Source organism: Plantibacter flavus, assembly GCF_900177615.1.
Lineage (GTDB): Bacteria > Actinomycetota > Actinomycetes > Actinomycetales > Microbacteriaceae > Plantibacter > Plantibacter flavus.
This window is the reverse complement of the sequence record NZ_FXAP01000001.1, coordinates 544388-566098: the sequence shown is the minus strand read 5'-3', so window position 1 is coordinate 566098 and position 21711 is coordinate 544388. Positions and strand designations below refer to the sequence as shown.

Below are 21711 nucleotides of genomic sequence, written 5' to 3'. Positions count from 1 at the left end.
TGTGCGACCGAAGCGGACTCAGGTGGCTTCGAGGTCGAACGGCGGCGCGGCGGTCTCGCCGGCGGCCAGCCGGCGCAGGCGCTCGTCGGTCGCTGCCTGGATCGACTTCGGCTTCTCGAGCGACGGGACGGCTGCAGCGGCGGCCGCGGCTGCAGGAGCCGCGTCGAGCGGGGCGGTCGTCGCGACCGTCGGCGTCACCGGAGGCTCGTCGTCGAGGAGCGCCTCGCGGATGATGCGTCTCGGGTCGTACTGACGCGGGTCGAGCTTCTTCCAGTCGACCTCGTCGAACTCCGGCCCCATCTCCTCGCGCATCCGGTCCTTGGCGCCGGAGGCGAGGTCGCGGAGGGTGCGGACGAGTCGCGCCAGTTGCGAGGCGTAGTACGGCAGCCGTTCCGGACCCAGCAGGAACACGGCGATGACCCCGATGATGAGGAGTTTGTCGAAGGTCAGACCGAACACGACATCAGACTACCGCGCGAGCCTCAACTGTCGGAGCAGTTGCAGGCCATACGCTGGGATCCGGAGGCAAGGTGTCAGAACACAATCTCAACTGGAAGTACGCGGGCGACGTCGTCGTCGAGAGCGCGGCGATGCTCACGGCGCGCGCTCACGCGCACGAACTGGGCGTCGAACCGATCTCCCCGGCGATCGGCGCGCAGATCGCGGTGGTGGCCGCGGCCACCCGCGCGGAGTCCATCGTCGAGGTGGGCACCGGCACCGGTGTCTCCGGGCTCTGGCTGCTCCGCGGTGCCACGAGCGCGGTGCTGACGTCCATCGACACCGAGATCGTGCACCAGCAGCAGGCGCGCGCGGCGTTCACGGAGGCCGGCATCACGACCAACCGCATCCGCCTCATCACCGGCAGCGCGCTCGACGTCCTGCCGCGGATGAACGAGAACTCCTACGACCTCGTCCTCGTCGACGGCGACCCGGGATCGGTCATCGAGTACGTCGAGCACGGACTCCGTCTGGTGCGTCCCGGCGGCACCGTCCTCGTCCCGCACGCGCTCTGGCGGGGCCGCGTGGCCGATCCGGCTCAGCGGGACGAGACCACAGGACTCTTCCGCTCGCTCGTCCAGGAGATCTCCGCGTCCGACGCGGTCGTCAGCGCCCTGTCCCCCGCCGGCGACGGCCTCCTGCAGATCACCAAACCGAACCTCTGAACCCTCCGTACGACGACGAACCGGCCGCCATCCTGACTCTGAGAGCAGTGATGACGGCCGGTTCTCGGCTCATGCGGCGTCGGTGACGGGGTTCAGCCCGCGCTCACCACACCCGCGAGTGCATCGTGCAGTTCTTGAGCCTCTGCGTCGTTGACCGACACGACGAGACGCCCTCCCCCTTCAAGAGGCACTCGCACGATGATGAGCCGACCCTCCTTCACGGCCTCCATTGGCCCGTCTCCGGTGCGTGGCTTCATTGCGGCCATGCGAGTCCCCTCTCGTTATTCGACTGACCCCTATTATCTCGTATCACGGGGGCTCGTGATAATCCTGAGCGCGGCGAGGCGCAGGATGACGCTCGATCCGCACTCAGGGAATGGTCCAATACGCGTTCGCGAGGCCGTACATGACGAAGATCCAACACCATTGCAAGGCCAGCGAGACGATCACGACGCCACCGCGGTACCAGCGGTTCCGTGGGACGGCGACCGCACCGAGGAGCGGGAAGACCGGCACGAGCAGTCGGAAGACACTCGTCTGCGGAAAGAACACCGCGAAGAGGTAGAGGAGGTAGGACCCCACCCACAACCTGAGGTCGGCACCGAGCCGGCGCACCGGCGGGAGGAACAGGAGCACGACGGAGCCGACGAAGATCGCGGCGACGACGACGAGGCCCGGACCATCCCCGAACCAGAACTGGCCGCCCTGGATCCAGGCGGAGAACGGGACGAGGGGCTGCTCCCCGATGAAGGCGGCCCGCCACGCCAGCTCCGTCTCGAGGTACGCCTCCGGCGTCCCGGTGACGATGCCGGCGATGACCATCCACGCGAATCCGGCGACGGCGGCGAGGGTCCCGCCCGCGAGGATGAGGACGACCTCCCGGCGCGCGAGCGGGTCGCGGTGACGGGTGACGATCCGCACGATGAGATGGAGGCCCAGCAGGAGCGAGAAGGCCAGGACTCCGGGGCGGGTGAACGCCATGACCGGGATGAGAGCGAGGAGCCAGCCGTACCGGCGCGTCACGAGCAGGAGCAGCGCGAGCGTCAGCAGCAGGAGGAACATCGATTCCGCGTAGGCGACCTGGAACAGGGCGCTGAGCGGGGCGATGCAGAACAGCACGACGGCGAACAGCGCCCGTTCGTCGCCGAGGCGGATGCGCAGGAGCCGGTGGAACAGCAGGGCCGCCCCCAAGCCACAGCACAGCGAGACGATCACGGCCATGACCGGCCACGGCAGGAAGGTGACGACCGAGAGCGCCTTCACGACCCCCGGATAGACCGGCATGAACGCCCACGCGTTCTCCGCGACCCGGCCGGCGTCGTCGAGCGGCAGCTGGGTCGGGTAGCCGTACGTCGCGATCCACCAGTACCACTGTCCGTCCCAGCCGGCGGCGAGCGTGCCGAGCGAGGGGAACGCGCCGAACCGGGAGTCCGGCGCCTGCAGCAGACTCGCGACCGCGAACATCGCGGACGTCACCAGGCGGGACAGCACGTACACGATGGTGATGCGCCCCCACCAGGGCAGGCGGGCCCAGCGCCGGAGCATCGACGGCCGCTCCTCGACCTCGGTCGAGTGGGCCGCGTCAGCGACCATCGGGCCCGGTCAGCCAGGCGCGGAGCCCGCGCTCACAGTCCTCGATGTGCGCGAGCGGGACGCGCTCGTCGTCGGCATGGGCGAGGAGCGGGTCACCCGGTCCGTAGTTGACGGCGGGGACGCCGAGTGCGGAGAAGCGTGCGACGTCCGTCCAGCCGTACTTCGGGGCCGGTGTCCCGCCGACCGCGGCCAGGAAGTCCTGGGCGATCGGCGCGTCGAGCCCGGGACGAGCGCCCTCCGCGACGTCCGTCTGCACGACCTCGAAGCCGGAGAAGAGCTCCTCGAGGTGGGCGAGCGCCTCGGCACCCGTCCGGCTCGGAGCGAAGCGGTAGTTCACCTCGACGGTGACGAGGTCGGGGATCACGTTCCCGGCGACACCGCCGGTGATCCCGACCGCGTTGACGCCCTCCCGGTAGACGAGACCGTCGACCTCGACCTCCCGTGGCGTGTACGAGGCGAGCGTCGCGAGGACCGGGGAGATCGCGTGGATCGCGTTGACGCCGACCCAGCTCCTGGCCGCGTGGGAGCGCTTGCCGTGGGCGCTCACGTGCACGCGCAGCGTTCCGTTGCAGCCACCCTCGACGCCGGCGTTGCTCGGCTCGCCGAGGATCGCGAAGTCGCCGACGAAGAGGTCGGGACGGTTCCGCGCGAGACGACCGAGGCCGTTGAGGTCGGATGCGACCTCCTCGTTGTCGTACCACATCCAGGTGATGTCGACGATGGGATCGGTGAGCTCAGCCGCGAGCTTCAGTTGGACCGCGACACCGCCCTTCATGTCGACCGTCCCTCGGCCCCAGAGCATCGCCTGGCCGTCGCGCTCCTCGAACCGGGTCGGGACGTTGCCGTTGATCGGGACGGTGTCGATGTGGCCGGCGATGATGACCCGCTGCGCACGGCCGAGCGAGGTCGATGCGACGACCGTGTCGCCGTCGCGCACGATCGTCAGGTGCCCGAGGCCCTCGAGCGACGCCTCGATCGCGTCGGCGATGCGGGCTTCATCCCCCGAGACGGAGGCGATGTCGCACAGCTGCTGGGTGAGTTCCACCGAGGAGACGGACAGGTCGAGTACGGGGACTTCGGCTGGCATGGCACCAGTGTATTGGCCGTCGGCCTGAGTGTTGGCCGGTACCCTGGAGCCATGACCGCTGCGCCTGCCGAGACCCCTGTTCCGACTCACGCCTGGGGCTCCGGCCTCGCGACCATCGCCGCCGACGGCACCGTGCTCGACACCTGGTTCCCCGAGCCATCGCTCGGACGGATCCCCGAAGGCCGCGACCGCTGGATCGCCCCCGCAGACCTCGAGGCCCTCGCGACCGACGACGAGCGCCGGGCCGTCCGCATCGACATCGTCACGGTCGAGATCGAGCTGCAGGCCGCTCCGCAGAGCACCCCGGACGCCTACCTGCGATTGCACCTGCTCAGCCACCTGCTCGTCCAGCCGAACACGATCTCGCTCGACGGCGTCTTCGCCCACCTCCCCATCGTCGTCTGGACCAACGCCGGCCCCGTCCACCCCGCGGACTTCGACCGCCTCCGACCGTCGCTCCTCCGCGCCGGCATCCACGCGACCGGCATCGACAAGTTCCCGAGACTCCTCGACTACGTGACGCCCGACAAGGTCCGGATCGCCGACGCCTCGCGCGTCCGGCTCGGCGCCCACCTGGCACCGGGCACCACCGTCATGCACGAGGGCTTCGTCAACTTCAACGCCGGGACCCTCGGCGCGTCGATGGTGGAAGGCCGCATCTCCCAGGGCGTCGTCGTCGGCGACGGCAGCGACATCGGAGGTGGTGCGTCGATCATGGGGACGCTCTCCGGCGGCGGGACGCAGCGGGTGGCGATCGGTCAGCGCGCCCTCCTCGGCGCCAACTCCGGCATCGGCATCTCGATCGGCGACGACTCGGTGGTCGAGGCTGGTCTCTACGTGACCGCGGGCACCAAGGTCGTCCTCGCGGGTGCTGCGGCCACGGCCGAGGGCGCGCCGCGCATGGTCAAGGCGGTCGAGCTGTCGGGTGTCCCCAACCTCCTGTTCCGTCGGAACTCGCTCACCGGTGCCGTCGAGGTGCTCCCCCGCTCGGGCTCGGGCGTCGAGCTGAACGCGGCACTGCACGCCTGACGCCGGCGTCCCGGTACGCAGAACGGCCCCGCATCCGAGGTGGATGCGGGGCCGCCCTTCGACAGGCTCAGGAACCGCCCTTCGACAGGCTCAGGAACCGACGGGACTAGCGCGTCGGGAAGGGACGCTCGGGCGAACCCGTGTACAGCTGCTGCGGGCGCCCGATCTTGGTCTGCGGGTCGAGGTTCATCTCACGCCAGTGGGCGATCCACCCGGGCAGGCGCCCGATGGCGAAGAGCACCGTGAACATCCGCGTCGGGAAGCCCATCGCCTTGTAGATGACGCCGGTGTAGAAGTCGACGTTCGGGTAGAGCTTGCGCTCCTTGAAGTAGTCGTCCTCGAGGGCGATCTGCTCGAGCTCCTGGGCCAGGTCGAGCAGCGGGTCGTTGATGCCGAGCGCCCGGAGCACCTCGCCGGCGCTCTCCTTGACGAGCTTGGCGCGCGGGTCGTAGTTCTTGTAGACGCGGTGCCCGAAGCCCATGAGCTTCACGCCGTCTTCCTTGTTCTTCACGCGGTCGACGAAGCGCTGCACGCCCTCGCCGGACTCCTGGATCCGGCCGAGCATCTGCAGCACAGCCTCGTTCGCGCCACCGTGCAGCGGACCCGACAGGGCGTTGATACCGGCGGACACGGAGGCGTAGAGGTTCGCGCCGGTCGAGCCGACGAGGCGGACCGTGGAGGTCGACGCGTTCTGCTCGTGGTCCTCGTGCAGGATGAGCAGGAGGTCGAGCGCCTTCGACAGGACGGGGTCGATCTCGTACGGCTCGGCGAGGTTGCCGAAGTTCAACTTGAGGAAGTTGTCGACGAAGCTCAGCGAGTTGTCGGGGTAGAGGAACGCCTGCCCGACCGACTTCTTGTGCGCGTAGGCGGCGATCACCGGGAGCTTCGCGAGCATGCGGACCGTCGTGAGCTCGACGTGGTCGGGATCGTGCGGATTGGCGTCCGACTCGTAGTAGGTCGACATGGCCTGCAGGGCGCTCGACAGGACGGCCATCGGGTGCGCCGTGTGCGGGAGCGCCGAGAAGAACCGCTTGAGGTCCTCGTGGAGGAGCGTGTGGCGCCGGATCTTCTCGTCGAATCCGCCGAGTTCGTCGGCCGTCGGGAGCTCCCCGTGGATGAGCAGCCACGCGACCTCGAGGAAGGTCGACTGCTTGGCGAGCTGCTCGATCGGGTAGCCGCGATAGCGCAGGATGCCCTGATCGCCGTCGATGTAGGTGATCGCCGACTTCGTCGCCGCGGTGTTGACGAACCCGTAGTCGAGCGTGGTCAGGCCGGTCTGCCGCGTGAGCGAGGAGATGTCGATACTCGACGCGCCCTGGGCTGACTGGTGGATCGGGAATTCGGCCGTTCCGCCGGGGTAGTTCAGGGTGACCTGATGCGTCTCGGTGGAAGCCTGTTTCTCGACGTCGCCCACGGCGCCTCCTCATATCTTTGTGCGATAGGGACTCGACATCGCCCTCCGATACGACGGCGTGTCACATACAGCCTAATCGGCTTCGGACCCTACTGCTGTTTCCCACAGTGATCCGGCGACTTCCTTGGAGTTCACCCCGAAATCGGGCGGAGTCCCCGAAGTCTGGCTGCGGCGGCTGCGATGCGCTCGTCGGTCGCGGTCAGGGAGAGCCGCACGTGTCGTGGTCCGGCCTCGCCGTAGAACACCCCCGGGCCCGCCAGGACACCGATCGACGCCAGGCGGTCGATACTCACCCAGGCGTCCTGGCCCTCGGTGATCCACAGGTACAGTCCCGCCTCGCTGCGGTCGACCCGGAACCCTGCCTCGCGGACGGCCGGGAGCAGCACCTCACGACGGGCGCGGTACCGGGCCTTCTGCTCCGCCACGTGTGCGTCGTCGCCGAGCGCCGCGATCATGGCGGCCTGCAGCGGGGCAGGCAGCATGAGACCAGCGTGCTTCCGGACGGTGACCAGCCGACGCACCAGGCGCTCGTCGCCCGCGAGGAACGCGGCACGGTAGCCGGCGAGGTTGGACTGCTTGCTCAGGGAGTAGATCGCGAGGACACCCTCGGTGTCGCCGTCGGTCACGCGTGGATCGAGTACGGACGGGGTCGGTGTGTCGGACCACTCCCCCTCCCAACCGAGTTCCGCGTAGCATTCGTCGCCGACGAGGACGGCACCGAGTTCGCGGGCTCTGGCTCGGGCCGCACGCAGCTCGTCGACCGACAGGACACGGCCGTCGGGGTTGCCGGGGGAATTCAGCCAGACCAGCCGGGTGTTCTCCGGCCATTCGGCGGGGTCGTCGGAGGCGAACGCCTCGGCTCCGGCGATCGCCGCGCCGACCGCGTACGTCGGGTAGGCGGCCACCGGGTGGACCACGGTGTCGCCGGCGCCCAGGCCGAGGAGGAAAGCGAGCAGCGCGACGAGTTCCTTCGAGCCGATCGTCGGGAGGACGGCGTCGAGGGTGAGACCGTCGACACCACGACGGCGCGCGAACCAGTCGACGATCGCCTGCCGGAGTTCGGGCGTGCCGACCGTGGTCGGGTACGCGTGAGCGTCCGTGGCCGCCCGGAGCGCATCCCGGATGAGGCCGGGAGTCGGATCGACCGGCGAACCGATCGAGAGGTCGACGATGCCGTCGGGGTGCCGACGGGCCTGCTCCGCATACGGGACCATGAGGTCCCAGGGGTAGTCGGGCAGCGGCTGCAGTGCCACGCGACTACTCGTGGGCTTGGGGCGGCAGCGCGGCGATGAGCGGGTGGTCCGAGGGGATCACACCGACCTTCGCGGCCCCGCCCGGGGAACCGATCTCGTCGAAGAACTCGACATTGGCCTTGTAGTAGTCCGCCCACTCCTCGGGAAGGTCGTCCTCGTAGTAGATGGCCTCCACCGGGCAGACCGGCTCGCACGCACCGCAGTCGACGCATTCGTCGGGGTGGATGTAGAGCGACCGTTCACCCTCGTAGATGCAGTCGACGGGGCATTCGTCGATGCAGGCGCGGTCCTTCACATCGACGCACGGCAGGGCGATCACGTAGGTCACGGGCGGGTGGCTCCCTTCACGAGCACTGAGTTGTCCAGTCTACGCCTGCGGCGAGACGGGGAGCGGTTCGGGCGCCGGTCCCGTGGGACGGTCGTCACGCTTGCGGGCGCGCTCCGGGAGCTTCGGCCACGCCACGACGAGGACGGCGATGAGACCGGGCGCGATGGTCCAGACGAGGCCCGAGACGCTCTGCGGGATGAGGACGGAGCCACCGGTGCTCTCGAGCAGCAGGATCCCGATCATGAGGATGACCCCGAGCGCCGCGGCCGACGCTGCGAGCCGGTCCCCCAGGACGATCCGGAGTCCGACCAGGAGCATGGCCACGCCGAGGACCCCGAGCACCAGGCCGACCGGGAGGGCGACACCGAGGACGGAGGGCGCCCAGGCGTGCGCGACCGTGCCGATGGCGCCGTACGCCAGACCGACGAGGAACGCGAGGACGAGCCCGATCACCCGCGACGCCGTGGACTGCCCGTGCGATGCGTCCTGCTGCTGCGGTGTCGGCGGGAACCAGCGGTCGTCGCCGACCGTGCGGCCGTCTGGGAGGCTGGAGTCGGGGGCCGGATCGGTCATCCGCCGATTGTATCTGGACAGCCTCAGCATCAGGCGCTATGGTCGACGTCGGATAAGGTTAGCCTTACCCAACCGCGTTCCGAAGTCGCAGCGCCCCGCCCGGACCACGGTCCCCGCCCGGCGCGCCCTCGGATGCATCCCCACCCCGCAGACGACGGCCTCCCCCGGGCGACCGCCTGCTCGACGCCCGAAAGTCCGGTCACGTGCTCGCGAACTACCTCATCGGCCTCCGCGAAGGCCTCGAAGCCGGCCTCATCGTCGGCATCCTCGTCGCCTACCTGAACAAGCTCGGCCGCCGGGACGTCCTCCCCCGGCTGTGGCTCGGCGTCGCCGTCGCGATCGTCGTCTCGCTCGGCGTCGGTGCCATCCTCACCTGGGGGCCGTACGGGCTGAGCTTCCAGGCGCAGGAGATCCTCGGCGGCGGACTCTCCATCCTGGCCGTCGGGCTCGTCACCTGGATGATCTTCTGGATGGGGCGCAACGCCCGAGAGCTCAAGCACGACCTCGAGTCACGACTCGACGCCGCCGTCGCCGGTTCGGCGGTCGGCATCGTCGTCCTCGGCTTCATCAGCGTCGGCCGCGAGGGCATCGAGACCGCCCTCTTCATCTGGGCGAGCGTCAATTCCGGCGAGAACGCCGTCGTCGGCTCGATCGGCGCACTCCTCGGCATCCTCACCTCCGTCGTCATCGCGTATCTCATCTACCGCGGATTCGTCCGGATCAACCTCGGGACCTTCTTCACGTGGACCGGCCTGTTCCTCGTCGTCGTGGCTGCCGGCGTCCTCGCCTACGGCGTCGGCGACCTCCAGGAGGCGGGCGTCATCCCCGGTTGGGGCAAGGCCGCCTTCGACCTGAGCGCCGTCGTCCCTCCGACGAGCTGGTACGGCACCGTCCTCGGCGGACTCTTCAACTTCACCCCCGCCCCGACCTGGGCGCAGTTCGGCGCGTGGCTGCTGTACCTGGTCGTCACGCTCGTCTGCTTCATCCGGGTGTCGGGTCTCGGCCGTCGGCGCCCGACCTCCGTCACGAAACCGGTCACGACGAACGTCTGACCGGTCCCCGACCCACCGCGAACCAAGCACCAGCACCTTCCGACAGGAGTCTCCATGCAGCACCGCATCATCGCCGGCCTCGCCGGCGCGGGCGTCCTCGCCCTCGCCCTCACGGGATGCGTCCCGAACAAGACGGGAAGCGACGCACTCACCGTCGCCATCACCGACGACTCGTGCTCGGTGTCCGTCGCGAAGGCGACGGCCGGTGCCGTGACGTTCTCGATCACCAACAACGGCACCGACGTCAACGAGTTCGAGATCCTCGCCTCGGACAAGCTGCGCATCGTGGGCGAGAAGGAGAACGTGACGCCGGGCCAGACGGTGTCCTACGTCGCACAGCTGAACCCCGGCACGTACTACACGGCCTGCAAGTTCCAGCTCGTCGGCGCACCCGTCGGCCTCGCCGAATTCACCGTCACCGGTCAGAACGCGACCGTCTCGAAGGACGAGCAGGCGCTCACCGACCAGGCCGTGACGAACTACGTCGCCTACGTCAAGTCGCAGGTGGCCGAACTCGTGCCGCAGGTGAAGGCCTTCACCGACGCGTACGCCGCCGGCGACGACGAGACCGCCCGTCAGCTGTTCGCGACGACGCGCGTCTCGTACGAACGCATCGAGCCGACGGCCGAGGCGTTCGGCGACCTCGACCCGAAGATCGACTACCGCGAGGTCGACGCCGTGGCTGAAGGACTCGACTGGACCGGCTTCCACCGGATCGAGAAGGACCTCTGGCCACCGGCAGCCGACGCGCTGAACTCCGACGGCACGAGCGCGCTGACGGACTGGACGCCGTCGACGCCGGAACAGCGTCAGCAGTTCGCCACCGGACTCGTCGACGACGTGCAGCAGCTGTTCGACCTCGTCTCCGAGAAGGACTTCACCGTGAGCCTCGGCGACATCTCGAACGGTGCCATCGGTCTCCTCGACGAAGTCGCCGTCGGCAAGATCTCCGGCGAGGAGGACTGGTGGTCCCACACCGACCTCTACGACTTCGCGGCCAACGTACAGGGAGCCGAGGTCGCGTTCGGCAACGTGAAGGACATCGCCGCGAGCAAGGGCGACGCGGGCACGAAGCTCGTCGGCCAGATCGAGACCGAGTTCACGGCGCTGCAGGACCTGCTCGCGAAGTACGGCAGCCTCGACAGCGGCTTCGTGGGCTACGACACCGTCACCGAGGAGCAGCGCAAGGAGCTCTCCGACCAGGTGAACGCCCTCTCCGAGCCGCTGTCGCAGCTCACCCACACGGTGCTCGGCGTCGCCGAGTAGCACCGAACGGATCCACCGCCGCCTCCGCGGCGCGCCGGGCCGGAACCGCTCAGAGCATTCTGGGGGTTCCGGCCCTGCGGCCTTCCAGCCATCCCTGAATAGCATGAGGTCCGATGACCGAGCACACTCCCCCCACCACGCCTGCACGCGAGGCAGGATCGACGCCCACCGCGGCTGAGCTCGGCGCCGCGTCCGCACCACCGAGCGACCCGCCGCGGCGCGGGCTGTCGCGCCGGGCGCTGTTCGGCCTGGCCGGAGCGGGCGCCGCGGGGCTGGCAGCGGGAGCCGGGGCGACCGCGGCCATCACCGCCGCCGTCAGCGCCCCGGCGAGTGCCACGGGCGTCACGACGGTCTACCCGTTCGGCGGGGCCCACCAGAGCGGGATCACGACGCCGGCGCAGGACCGCCTGCACTTCGCCGCGTACGACGTGTCGGCTGGGACCACCCGGGAGGAGCTCATCGAGCTGCTCCAGGACTGGAGTGTCGCCGCGGCACGCATGACGCAGGGCCAGGAGGTCGCCGACGGCGGTGCCGTGGACGGCTCCCCACTCGCTCCCCCGGTCGACACCGGAGAAGCGCTCGGACTGCCCGCCAGCGGGCTCACGATCACCTTCGGGTTCGGACCCACGCTCTTCACCGCCGAGGACGGCACGGACCGGTTCGGTATCGCCGACCGTCGCCCGGCCGAGTTGGAGAAGCTCCCCCGCTTCACGGGCGACAACCTCCAGGCGGGCCTCACCGGCGGCGACCTCTGCATCCAGGCGTGCGCCGACGACCCGCAGGTCGCCGTGCACGCGATCCGCAACCTGAGCCGCATCGCGTTCGGACGTGCCTCCATCCGCTGGTCGCAGCTCGGCTTCGGTCGTACCTCGTCGACCTCCACCAGTCAGGTCACCCCGCGCAACCTGTTCGGCTTCAAAGACGGCACCGCGAACGTCAAGTCCGAGGAGACCAAGACGGTCGAGGAACAGGTGTGGGTCCAGGACGGAGACAGCGCCGCCTGGCTGAGCGGTGGTTCCTACCTCGTGGTCCGCAAGATCCGCATGATCATCGAGACCTGGGACCGCGCGCAGCTCCAGGAGCAGGAGCGCGTCATCGGTCGGAGCAAGGGCGAGGGCGCACCGCTGTCGGGCGGCAAGGAGTTCACGGAGCCCGACTTCGACGCGGTCGGCGCGACGGATCAGCCGCTCATCGACAAGCACTCACACGTGCGTCTGGCGCACCCGACCCAGCTCAAGGGCACGAAGCTCCTGCGACGCGGGTACAACTTCGTCGACGGCAACGACGACCTCGGGCGGTTGAACGCCGGGTTGTTCTTCATGTCGTACCAGCGGTCGCCGAAGCAGTTCATCGACGTGCAGCGCGCGCTGGCCACGGATGCAATGAACGAGTACATCAAGCACGTGGGGGCGGCGATCTTCGCGGTGCCCCCGGGCGCGAGCAAGGACGGCTGGGTCGGCGAGACGCTCTTCGCGTAGGACCAACCCCGGTCACTGAGCCCTCCCCACCCGGTCAATGAGGCCTCCCCACCCGGTCACTGAGCCTGTCGAAGTGCCCTTCGACAAGCTCAGGGACCGGAACTGCGCTCGGGGACCGGAACTGCGCTCGGGGACCGGAACTGCGCTCAGGGACCGGAAGGGCGCTCAGGGAGCAACGCCGGTCGCTGAGCCTGTCGAAGTGCTACTTGACCGTCACCGTGTAGAGGATGCTGTCCGCCGAGGCGACGAGCTTCACGTCATAGGCCGTCGTCGACAGCGTCACGATCGAACCGTCGCCGTTCGCGATCTCCCCGTCGACTGTGAAGCCCGCCGCGACGAGCGCGTCCTTGGCTGCGGTGGCGGCGTCGGTCGCCTGCACCGTGACGACGAAGGTATCCTTGCCGTCGACCGTGCCACGTCCGCCGTTGACCGTGCCGTCGACCACCGGGACCGCGTCGACGGGGTATCCGTCCGGCAGCCCCTCGTCGAGGTTCACGTCGAAGTCGCCACCGGTGGCGTCGCGGATGCCCTGCTCGACGGAGTCCTTGACGGTGGACTCGATGACGCTGCACCCGGCGAGCGTCGGAGCGAGGACGAGAGCGGCCAGCAGGGCGAGGGAGGCGGGTCGGCGCATGCCCATCAGCTTAACGACCGGATGCCCGGTCTTCCTGAGAGGACCGGGCATCGGGTTGGAGCGGTTAGCGCCTACTCGGACTGCTTCTTGAGACGCGAGTAGCTGCGCTGGCGGGCCTGAGCGTCGAGCTCGACCTTGCGGATGCGCACGTGCTCGGGCGTGACCTCGACGCACTCGTCCTCGCGGGCGAACTCGAGGCTCTCCTCGAGCGTGAGGACGCGCGGCGGCGTCATCGACTCGAAGTTGTCGGCCGAAGACTGACGCATGTTGGTCAGCTTCTTCTCCTTGGTGATGTTGACGTCCATGTCGTCGTTGCGCGAGTTCTCGCCGATGACCATGCCCTCGTAGACCTCTTCGGTCGGCTGCACGAAGAACGACATGCGCTCCTGCAGCGCGATGATCGCGAAGGGGGTGACCACGCCTGAGCGGTCGGCGACGATCGAACCGTTGTTGCGCGTCGTGATCGCGCCGGCCCACTCGCCGTATCCGTGTGCCAACGCGTTGGCGATACCCGTACCGCGCGTGGCGGTGAGGAACTCGGACCGGAAGCCGATGAGGCCGCGCGACGGGACGATGAACTCCATGCGGACCCAGCCGGTGCCGTGGTTCGCCATGTTCTCCATGCGGCCCTTGCGAGCGGCGAGGAGCTGGGTGATCGCGCCGAGGTGCTCCTCGGGGGCATCGATGGTGAGGTGCTCGTACGGCTCGTGGACCTTGCCGTCGATACGCTTCGTGACCACCTGCGGCTTGCCGACGGTGAGCTCGTAGCCTTCGCGACGCATCTGCTCGACGAGGATCGCGAGCGCGAGCTCTCCACGGCCCTGGACCTCCCACGCGTCGGGACGACCGATGTCGAGGACCTTGAGCGAGACGTTACCGATGAGCTCGCGGTCGAGGCGGTCCTTGACCATACGTGCGGTGAGCTTGTGGCCCTTGACCTTGCCCATGAGCGGCGAGGTGTTGGTACCGATCGTCATCGAGATGGCCGGGTCGTCGACCGTGATGGCCGGCAGCGCGCGGACGTCCTCGGGGTCGGCCAGGGTGTCGCCGATCATGATGTCGGCGAAACCGGCGACGGCGACGATGTCGCCGGGGCCGGCGCTCTCGGCCGGGTAGCGGTCGAGGGCCTTCGTGATCATGAGCTCGGTGACGCGGACGTTGTGGACGTCGCCGTCGTGGCGGACCCAGGCGACCGTCTGACCCTTCTTCAGCGTGCCGTTGAAGATGCGCAGGAGCGCGAGGCGACCGAGGAACGGCGAGGCGTCGAGGTTCGTGACGTGCGCCTGGAGCGGGTGCTCGTCGTCGTACTGCGGAGCCGGGATGTGCTCGAGGATGGCTGCGAACAGCGGCTCGAGGTCTTCGCTGTCGGGCAGTTCGCCGTTGGCGGGCTTGTTGGACGACGCACGGCCGGCCTTACCCGAGGCGTAGACGACCGGGACGTCGAGGACGGCGTCGAGGTCGAGGTCGGGGACGTCGTCGACCATGTCGCTGGCGAGACCGATGAGGAGGTCCTGGCTCTCGACGACGACCTCGTCGATGCGCGCGTCGGGGCGGTCGGTCTTGTTGACCAGGAGGATGACCGGCAGCTTGGCCTCGAGCGCCTTGCGGAGCACGAACCGGGTCTGCGGCAGGGGGCCCTCGGACGCGTCGACGAGGAGGACGACGCCGTCGACCATGGACAGGCCGCGCTCGACCTCTCCACCGAAGTCGGCGTGGCCCGGGGTGTCGATGACGTTGATCGTGATCGGGCCGTCGGTGGCGTGTTCGCCCTTGTACGAGATCGCCGTGTTCTTGGCGAGGATGGTGATGCCCTTTTCGCGCTCGAGCTCATTCGAGTCCATGGCGCGTTCTTCGAGGTGGGCGTGTTCGGCGAAAGAGTTGGTCTGTCGCAGCATGGCGTCGACGAGGGTCGTCTTGCCGTGGTCAACGTGGGCCACGATCGCGACATTGCGCAGATCGGAACGAGTGGCGAGCGCCATAAAAGGGTGGCTTCCTTCAAGTGGATGGGATTCGGGCACGATGGTGCCGACGGACCATCATACCGCAGGAGTCCTGGCCGGGGGCTGAACGACGACGGGCACCGGCGGTTTCCCGCCGATGCCCGTCGTCCTCCGGGTTCAGGAGGAACCCGTCGTGTCGCTTACTTCTTCCAGCCCACGTTCTTCCAGTCGATGGTCTCGAACTGGGTCGGCCCGTAGTTCACGAGGCCGGTCTTGACGCCGTAGGTGTACGGCACCGGGAACAGCGGGAGCGTGGTCGCGAGGGCGACGATCTTCTTGTCGATCTCCTTCGCGATCTCGAGGCGCTTGTCGGGGTCGAGCTCCGCGTTGGCGCTCGCCCACAGCTCGCCGAGCGAGTCGTCGGTGACGCCGGGGAAGTTCTGCCCGGAGTCGGCCGGGTAGAAGATCGACTCGGTGCTGGAGATCGGGAAGGCCGTGCCCTGCCACGCGAAGCTCACGGCGTCGAAGTCGCGGGTCTCGGTGGTGACGTACTTCGTGAAGAAGTCGTCCGAGGGGACGGTGTCGATCTGCAGGTCGAAGCCCGCCTCCTTCACCATGGCCTGCACCTGCTGCGACGTCTCGGCGGAGACCGGGTTGTCGGAGTCGATGACGTAGCGGACGGTCAGCTTCTGGCCGTCCTTCTCGCGGATGCCGCCGCTGCCTTCCTTCCAACCGGCGTCCTCGAGCTGCTTCTTGGCGGCCTCGATGTCGTAGCCGAGCACCTTCGAGGCGTCGTCCTCGTAGCCGTCCTGGCCCGGGAGGAAGATGAGGTTGTTCAGCAGGTCGGTCGGTGCGTCGATCGCTGCGAGGCGGGCCTCGGCGATGGTCTGACGGTTGATCGACTTGGCGAACGCCTGGCGGACCTCGGGGTCGCTGAGGACCTCGGACGTACCGTTCAGCGTGATGTGGTTGTACGTCGTACCGCGCGAACGCTGGATCTCAGCGTCGCTGCGCTTCTTCGCCGTCTCGTAGTTGTCGGCGTTGGAACCGATGCTGAAGACGTCGATCTCACTGTTCGAGAACGCCTGGGCGAGCCCGGACCGCGAGACCTGCTTGAAGATGATGTTGTCGAGCTTGGGCTTGTCGCCCCACCACTTCGGGTTCGGCTCGAAGGTGACAACGGCACCGGTCTGATCGATCTTGCTCACGATGTACGGACCGCCGGAGACGTAGGTGGTGCCGTCAGCCGCGTAGGGGCCGGTCGCCCAGAGGGTGTTGAAGGATTCCGGCGTCGCGCCGAGCCACTTCGGCCAGATGTTGCCGAGGATGGAGGGCCAGTCGGCGTTCTTGTTCTTGAACGTGATGAGGACGTCCTGCGGGCTGTCGCCGGCGGTGACGGACTCGATGTCCTTCCACACGTTGGTCGCGGTCGGCGCGTACGCCGGGTCCACACCGTTCAGCGACTTCCAGGTGGCGGCGAAGTCCTCGACGCTCATGGCGGTGCCGTCCGACCAGACGGCGTCCGGGTTGATCTTGATCTCGACGACCTGCGGGTCCTCGGTCTTCAACTCGACGGATGTCGCGAAGTCGGGGTTCGCCTCCCAGGTGCCGTCCTCCTTGATGTTGATGAACGACGGCGTGTACAGGTTGCTGAGGAACTGGTCGTCGACGGTGCCGCTGTCGAGGTTGTAGAGGTTCCAGTTCGCGGGGATCGCGTCGACGGCGAGGTTGAGCGAACCGCCCTGGGCGATCTGGTCGGCGTCGGCGCGCTCCCAGCCGGTGCCGGACAGCTCGGCGGGCTTCGACGTCGAGCCGCCACCGCCTGAACCGCCTCCGGTGCAAGCCGTCAATGCGAGGGCGACGATCGAGACGCCGGCGAGGATCATCCCGCCGCGCCGCTTCGATCCCTGTGTTCTGGAACTCATCGAGATCCACCTTTCGTGACGTGTAACTGCGCAGCGCCGCACCGATGCGGAGCGGAAGGCGCGCAGGCCAATGTGGACCATCTTGCACCCGCACCGGGGATCCCCCACAAGAGGGCACGAATTGTTACCGTTTCGATTTGTCGACGGTACGAGCCGGAAACATACGTTTCGTTTCCTGAGAACACGCGTCGTTTTCTGATTCCAGACACTTGGGGGTTACAGTGTCTCCACCCCCACGAGGGGAGCACAGCTGACGGGACGACGCGGTCCCGCACAACGACTTCGCAAGGCTGGTACATGATCGGGTTCATTGCACGGCGGTTGGTCAACTACCTGTTCCTCTCCGCGATCGCCACCATGCTGGGCTACGTGCTCGTGAGCATGACGCTCCAGCCGTCGGCCCGGTTCCTCGGGAAGAACCCGCCCATCCCCCAGGCGTCCATCGATGCGGCGCTGGACAAGATGGGCGTGAACCCGAAGGTCCCGCTGCTCGAACGCCTGTGGGACTGGGTCACGCAACTGGTGACCACCGGCTCCCTCGGGATCAGCACGCGCGGCACCCAGGTCACCGCCGACATCTTCGAGCGCTCGGGCACGAGCCTCCGCCTCCTCGTCATCGGCACCATCCTCGGCGCGGTCATCGGCGTCGCCCTCGGCGTGTGGGGCGCGGTCCGCCAATACCGGGCCAGTGACCAGATCATCACCTACGCCTCGTTCACGATCCTCGCGATGCCCGTCTTCGTCATCGGCGTCGTGCTCATGATCCTCGCGACGTCCCTCAACCAGGCGGTCGGCACGAACGTCATCAACTTCACCGGCGAGTACACCGCCGGCCTCCAGGGCGGGTTCTGGACACAGTTCGGCGACCGGGCGATGCATCTGCTGTTGCCCACGATCACCCTCACCGTCGGCGCCGTCGCCTCGTACTCGCGGTACCAGCGCAGCGCCATGCTCGACGTGATGAGCGCCGACTACATCCGGACCGCGCGCTCGAAGGGCCGGACCCGCGGTTCCGCGATCATCCGCCACGGCGTCCGTGTCGCGCTCATCCCGATGTCGACGTTCTTCGCCTACTCCTTCGGGCTCATCCTCACCGGCGCGAGTGTGACGGAGAACGTCTTCAGCTGGCACGGCATGGGCGAGTACCTCCTCACGAGCGTCTCGAACTCGGACATCAACGCCGCCGCCGGGACGATCCTCTTCACCTCCATCCTCGTCCTGATCGCCGGAACCCTCTCCGACGTGATCTATGCGGCGCTCGACCCGAGAGTGCGGGTGTAACGACATGGCACTGACCGACCCATCGACCCTCACCGTCGGGGAACCCGAGACGATGCGGGATGCGCCCAAGCGGCCGCAGTCCCGCGGACGCACGATCCTCCGGAAGGTGCTCGCCACCAAGCGGGCCCGCATCGGTGGAGGCGTCCTCCTCTTCATCATCCTCTGGGCCTTCATCGGCCCGCTGCTCTCCCCCTGGTCCTTCACCGACCAGGACGGCCTCGCCTTCAGCCAGCCGCCGTCGCTGTCGCACTGGTTCGGCACGAACAACATCGGCCAGGACGTGTACGCGCAGACCCTCGTCGGTCTGCAGAAGTCCATCGTCATCGGCCTGATCGTCGGCCCGGGGGCGGCGATCATCGCCGGACTCGTCGGGGCAATCGCCGGTTACGTCGGCGGCGTCTGGGACAAGGCGATCGTCTGGCTCATCGACCTGCTCCTCGTCATCCCCGGCTTCTTCCTCCTCGTGCTCCTCAGCCCGGCGTTCAAGTCGCTCTCCTGGCTCGCCCTCGTCGTCTTCCTCGTCCTGTTCGGCTGGATGGTGCTCGCCCGCGTCATCCGCGGGCAGACGATGTCGCTCCGCGAACGCGAGTACGTCAAGGCCGCGCGCTTCATGGGCGTCCCCGGGTTCACGATCATCCGTCGGCACATCATCCCGAACGTCGCGAGCCTCCTCATCATCGACGCGACACTCGGCATCGGCGCGGCGGTCCTGTCGGAGACGACGCTGAGCTTCTTCGGCTTCGGCGTCCAGGCGCCCGACGTCTCGCTCGGCACTCTCCTCGCCGCCGGTGCGAGTGCGGCCGTGACGCGGCCCTGGCTGTTCGTGTTCCCCGCAGCGATCCTCGTCATCACCGTGCTCGCTTCGAGCCTCCTCGGCGACGCCCTCCGCGACGCCATCGACCCGACCTCAGGAGCCAACCGTGACTGACCCCCAGGCGACCGCGCCGCTCCTCAAGGTCGACGACCTCAGCGTCACCTTCCCCAACGCCGGCACGCCCGTGCACGCCGTCCGCGGTGTCTCCTACGAGGTGCGGCGGGGTGAGTTCCTCGGCATCGTCGGCGAGTCGGGCTCCGGCAAGAGCGTCTCCTCGATGGCCGTCATGGGGCTGCTCCCGACCAATGCGCAGGTGAGCGGCAGCATCCGTTACGACGGCGTCGAGCTGCTCGGCCAGTCGGACAAGGAACTGTCGAAGATCCGCGGGCGCGACATCGCCATGATCTTCCAGGACCCGCTCTCGGCTCTCACGCCCGTCTACACGATCGGTCAGCAGATCGCCGAGGGGCTCCGCCTCCACGACTCCGCGCTCTCGCAGCGCGCCGCCGAGACCCGGGCCGTCGAACTGCTGAAGATCGTCGGCATCCCGAACGCGGAGCGGCGTGCCAAGTCGTTCCCGCACGAGTTCTCCGGCGGCATGCGCCAGCGGGCCATGATCGCGATCGCCATCGCGAACGACCCGCAGCTGATCATCGCCGACGAACCGACCACCGCGCTCGACGTCACCATCCAGGCGCAGATCCTCGAGGTGCTCCAGAAGGCGAAGGACATCACCGGCGCCGCCGTGGTGCTCATCACGCACGACCTCGGTGTCGTCGCCGGCAACGCCGACCGGGTCGCCGTGATGTACGCGGGCCGGATCGTCGAGACGGCGCCCGTCGTCCCGCTGTTCCGCGAACCCCTCATGCCGTACACGATCGGTCTGCTGCGCTCCATGCCGAACATGGCCGCGAACCAGCAGGAGCGACTCGTGCCACTCGAGGGACGCCCACCGCTGTTGACGACCGTGCCGACCGGCTGCCCGTTCGCCCCGCGCTGCCCGATCGCCGTGGCCGCCTGCCTCGAGGGTGAACCGGCGCTGCTCCCCGTCCTCGACGGTCCCGTCGAGGACCCGACGACCTCGGTCAACCACACCGCGGCGTGCATCCGCGCCGGCGAGATCGCCGACGGATCGCTGCGCCGCCCGGAGATCTTCCCTCGGCCGGACGAGGTACCGGAGGAGCTCGTCGCCGAGGTCGCTGCGGAGACCGTCCTCGACGTCCGCGACCTGACCCGCGCCTTCCCGCTCACGAAGGGCGTCGTGTTCCGTCGCAACATCGGGACCGTCCGCGCGGTCGACGGCGTCTCGTTCAGTGTGCAGCGCGGGCGCACCCTCGGCCTCGTCGGGGAGTCCGGCTGCGGGAAGACGACGACGATCATGGAGATCCTCGAGCTCGCCAGAACGCAGGGCGGCAGCATCCACGTGAACGGGGTCGACACCGCGACGCTGTCGAAGCCCGACCGCCGGAAGCTGCGCAGCGACATCCAGGTGGTGTTCCAGGACCCGATGGCCTCGCTCGATCCGCGCATGACGATCGAGGACATCATCGGCGAACCGTTGACCGTCCACGGGGTCTCCCCCGCGGAGATCCGCTCCCGCGTCGGGGCCATGCTCGAACTCGTCGGCTTGGAGCCGTCCTTCGCCGGCCGGTACCCGCACGAGTTCTCGGGTGGCCAGCGACAGCGCATCGGCATCGCCCGGGCGCTCGTCGTCGAACCGAAGATCCTCGTGCTCGACGAGCCGGTCTCCGCGCTCGACGTCTCCGTCCAGGCGGGCGTCATCAACCTGCTCGAAGACCTCAAGCAGCGACTCGGACTCTCGTACCTCTTCGTCGCCCACGACCTCGCCGTCGTCCGGCACATCGCCGACGACGTGGCGGTCATGTACCTCGGGCGCATCGTCGAGTACGGACCCAGCGCCACGATCTTCGACGACCCGAAGCACCCGTACACGCAGGCGCTCCTGTCCGCGGTGCCGGTCCCGGACCCCGAGATCGAACGCAGTCGTCAGCGCATCCTGCTGAACGGCGACCTCCCCTCCCCCAGCGACGATCGGGTCGGCTGCAGTTTCCGGAGCCGGTGCCCGCTGTTCCAGCTGCTGCCGGCCGACAAGCAGGCGGTCTGCGAACGCGACGATCCACGGGAGCGCCCTGTCGACGGACGGCTCGTGGCGTGTCACCATGCGGAGAGCGACCGGCTCGTCTCCGTCTGATCGAGCCGCGCGGCCTCCGCGGGTCGGCGGCCTGGAAGGATGGTGGACGTGAACGACGCGACGAACGCCGGCAATCGGACCACCCTGCGGAGCACGAGCGGCTTCTGGATCCTCGGGGTCACCGCCCTGCTCATGGTCTTCTTCATCATCGACGCCGTCGGCCGCGGGGCCTGGGGCTTCGCGGTCCAGGCGCTCCCGTGGGAGCTCCTCGTCGTGTGGCTGGTCTACCTCGTCCTCGTCCGTCCCTGCATCGTCATCGAGCCGTCGCAGCTGACCGTCGTGAACGTGGGGCGTCTGCACGACATCCCGTGGTCGCGCATGGAGGAGGCGACGAGCCGCTACCAGCTCACGGTGCTCCTGCGTGACGGTCGGAAGATCACGAGCTGGGGCGCACCGAGCGCCGGTCTCGACCGCCCGTCGATGATCGGCGGACGCGCCGGACGACGCGGGGTCGACCACCAGGACCGCGCGGCGGGTGTCCGCCGACCTGGTCGCGCCGGGAACGAGGGTCCGACGGCCGTCGACCTCATCGACCGCGCGCACGAACGCTGGGGCCGGATCGACCCGAAGGACCACCGCCTCGCCACCTCGCGCTGGGATGTCGTCGCCCTCGGCGTCACGGCCGCACTCGTCCTCTGGGGTGTCGCCTCGGCGCTCCTCGGCTAGCGG

General features: G+C 68.5%; 20 protein-coding genes. 9 read left to right on the top strand and 11 right to left on the bottom strand.

The features are described 5' to 3' along the window. Positions 1-18: 18 nt before the first annotated feature. A complete protein-coding gene (locus B9Y95_RS02695; RefSeq protein ID WP_079705542.1) occupies positions 19-459 on the bottom strand; it encodes a twin-arginine translocase TatA/TatE family subunit in 441 nt (146 codons plus the stop codon). 71 nt (positions 460-530) lie between these two features. On the opposite strand from B9Y95_RS02695, the gene B9Y95_RS02690 reads away from it, so the two are divergent. Next, a complete protein-coding gene (locus tag B9Y95_RS02690) occupies positions 531-1163 on the top strand; it encodes an O-methyltransferase (RefSeq protein ID WP_064296167.1) in 633 nt (210 codons plus the stop codon). Between the two features lie 92 nt (positions 1164-1255). Here the strand turns inward: B9Y95_RS02690 and B9Y95_RS02685 are convergent, their stop codons facing one another. The 3 genes from B9Y95_RS02685 to dapE all read right to left on the bottom strand — a co-directional run bounded on the left by B9Y95_RS02685 (position 1256) and on the right by dapE (position 3843). Further along, complete coding sequence (locus tag B9Y95_RS02685; RefSeq protein WP_079002123.1) at positions 1256-1429, bottom strand: DUF3117 domain-containing protein; 174 nt, start codon at positions 1427-1429, stop codon at positions 1256-1258. A 103-nt stretch (positions 1430-1532) separates the two neighbouring features. Beyond that, the gene (locus tag B9Y95_RS02680; protein WP_234993937.1) at positions 1533-2756 is read right to left on the bottom strand and encodes a hypothetical protein; all 1224 of its coding nucleotides are present in this window, start codon (positions 2754-2756) and stop codon (positions 1533-1535) included. Then, entirely contained in the window at positions 2746-3843 is a 1098-nt protein-coding gene (gene dapE / locus B9Y95_RS02675) for a succinyl-diaminopimelate desuccinylase (RefSeq protein WP_085510523.1), read from the bottom strand. The genes B9Y95_RS02680 and dapE overlap by 11 nt, the downstream gene beginning before the upstream one ends. Before the next feature lie 51 nt (positions 3844-3894). Between dapE and dapD the strand changes: the two genes are divergently transcribed. Then, complete coding sequence (gene dapD / locus B9Y95_RS02670) at positions 3895-4872, top strand: 2,3,4,5-tetrahydropyridine-2,6-dicarboxylate N-succinyltransferase (protein WP_085510522.1); 978 nt, start codon at positions 3895-3897, stop codon at positions 4870-4872. 106 nt (positions 4873-4978) lie between these two features. On the opposite strand, the gene B9Y95_RS02665 is transcribed toward dapD, so the two are convergent. From B9Y95_RS02665 to B9Y95_RS02650, 4 genes are all read right to left on the bottom strand, one after another. After that, positions 4979-6238 (bottom strand): citrate synthase, encoded by a 1260-nt coding sequence (locus tag B9Y95_RS02665; protein ID WP_064296340.1) that lies wholly within the window; start codon positions 6236-6238, stop codon positions 4979-4981. Between the two features lie 179 nt (positions 6239-6417). Next, positions 6418-7539, bottom strand: a complete 1122-nt coding sequence (gene dapC / locus B9Y95_RS02660; RefSeq protein ID WP_085510521.1) for a succinyldiaminopimelate transaminase — start codon at positions 7537-7539, stop codon at positions 6418-6420. A 4-nt stretch (positions 7540-7543) separates the two neighbouring features. After that, positions 7544-7867, bottom strand: coding sequence for a ferredoxin (gene fdxA / locus B9Y95_RS02655; protein WP_079705538.1), 324 nt, complete (start codon positions 7865-7867; stop codon positions 7544-7546). A 39-nt stretch (positions 7868-7906) separates the two neighbouring features. Beyond that, positions 7907-8440: a hypothetical protein gene (locus B9Y95_RS02650; RefSeq protein ID WP_085510520.1), complete on the bottom strand. Its 534-nt coding sequence runs from the start codon at positions 8438-8440 to the stop codon at positions 7907-7909. 203 nt (positions 8441-8643) lie between these two features. On the opposite strand from B9Y95_RS02650, the gene efeU reads away from it, so the two are divergent. The 3 genes from efeU to efeB all read left to right on the top strand — a co-directional run bounded on the left by efeU (position 8644) and on the right by efeB (position 12236). Beyond that, positions 8644-9492 carry an iron uptake transporter permease EfeU gene (gene efeU / locus B9Y95_RS02645; protein WP_085510519.1) on the top strand — a complete coding sequence of 283 codons (849 nt, stop codon included), beginning with the start codon at positions 8644-8646 and terminating at the stop codon, positions 9490-9492. Between the two features lie 54 nt (positions 9493-9546). Then, a complete protein-coding gene (efeO, locus tag B9Y95_RS02640; protein WP_085510518.1) occupies positions 9547-10758 on the top strand; it encodes an iron uptake system protein EfeO in 1212 nt (403 codons plus the stop codon). A gap of 113 nt (positions 10759-10871) precedes the next feature. Further along, a complete protein-coding gene (efeB, locus tag B9Y95_RS02635; RefSeq protein WP_085510517.1) occupies positions 10872-12236 on the top strand; it encodes an iron uptake transporter deferrochelatase/peroxidase subunit in 1365 nt (454 codons plus the stop codon). Between the two features lie 202 nt (positions 12237-12438). Here efeB and B9Y95_RS02630 read toward each other — a convergent pair whose 3' ends face one another. The 3 genes from B9Y95_RS02630 to B9Y95_RS02620 all read right to left on the bottom strand — a co-directional run bounded on the left by B9Y95_RS02630 (position 12439) and on the right by B9Y95_RS02620 (position 16735). Next, positions 12439-12870, bottom strand: a complete 432-nt coding sequence (locus tag B9Y95_RS02630) for a hypothetical protein (RefSeq protein WP_121289998.1) — start codon at positions 12868-12870, stop codon at positions 12439-12441. A 71-nt stretch (positions 12871-12941) separates the two neighbouring features. Beyond that, positions 12942-14849, bottom strand: coding sequence for a translational GTPase TypA (typA, locus tag B9Y95_RS02625; RefSeq protein ID WP_056007297.1), 1908 nt, complete (start codon positions 14847-14849; stop codon positions 12942-12944). 161 nt (positions 14850-15010) lie between these two features. Then, entirely contained in the window at positions 15011-16735 is a 1725-nt protein-coding gene (locus tag B9Y95_RS02620) for an ABC transporter family substrate-binding protein (RefSeq protein WP_159453321.1), read from the bottom strand. 297 nt (positions 16736-17032) lie between these two features. On the opposite strand from B9Y95_RS02620, the gene B9Y95_RS02615 reads away from it, so the two are divergent. From B9Y95_RS02615 to B9Y95_RS02600, 4 genes are read left to right on the top strand one after another with little or no spacing between them, the layout of a single operon-like run. Beyond that, a complete protein-coding gene (locus B9Y95_RS02615) occupies positions 17033-18016 on the top strand; it encodes an ABC transporter permease (RefSeq protein ID WP_064296413.1) in 984 nt (327 codons plus the stop codon). 4 nt (positions 18017-18020) lie between these two features. Continuing rightward, complete coding sequence (locus B9Y95_RS02610; RefSeq protein WP_085510514.1) at positions 18021-18944, top strand: ABC transporter permease; 924 nt, start codon at positions 18021-18023, stop codon at positions 18942-18944. Next, entirely contained in the window at positions 18937-21042 is a 2106-nt protein-coding gene (locus tag B9Y95_RS02605; protein WP_085510513.1) for an ABC transporter ATP-binding protein, read from the top strand. Before B9Y95_RS02610 ends, B9Y95_RS02605 begins: the two co-directional genes overlap by 8 nt. Before the next feature lie 48 nt (positions 21043-21090). Beyond that, positions 21091-21708, top strand: a complete 618-nt coding sequence (locus B9Y95_RS02600) for a hypothetical protein (RefSeq protein WP_143736317.1) — start codon at positions 21091-21093, stop codon at positions 21706-21708. Positions 21709-21711: the final 3 nt, after the last annotated feature.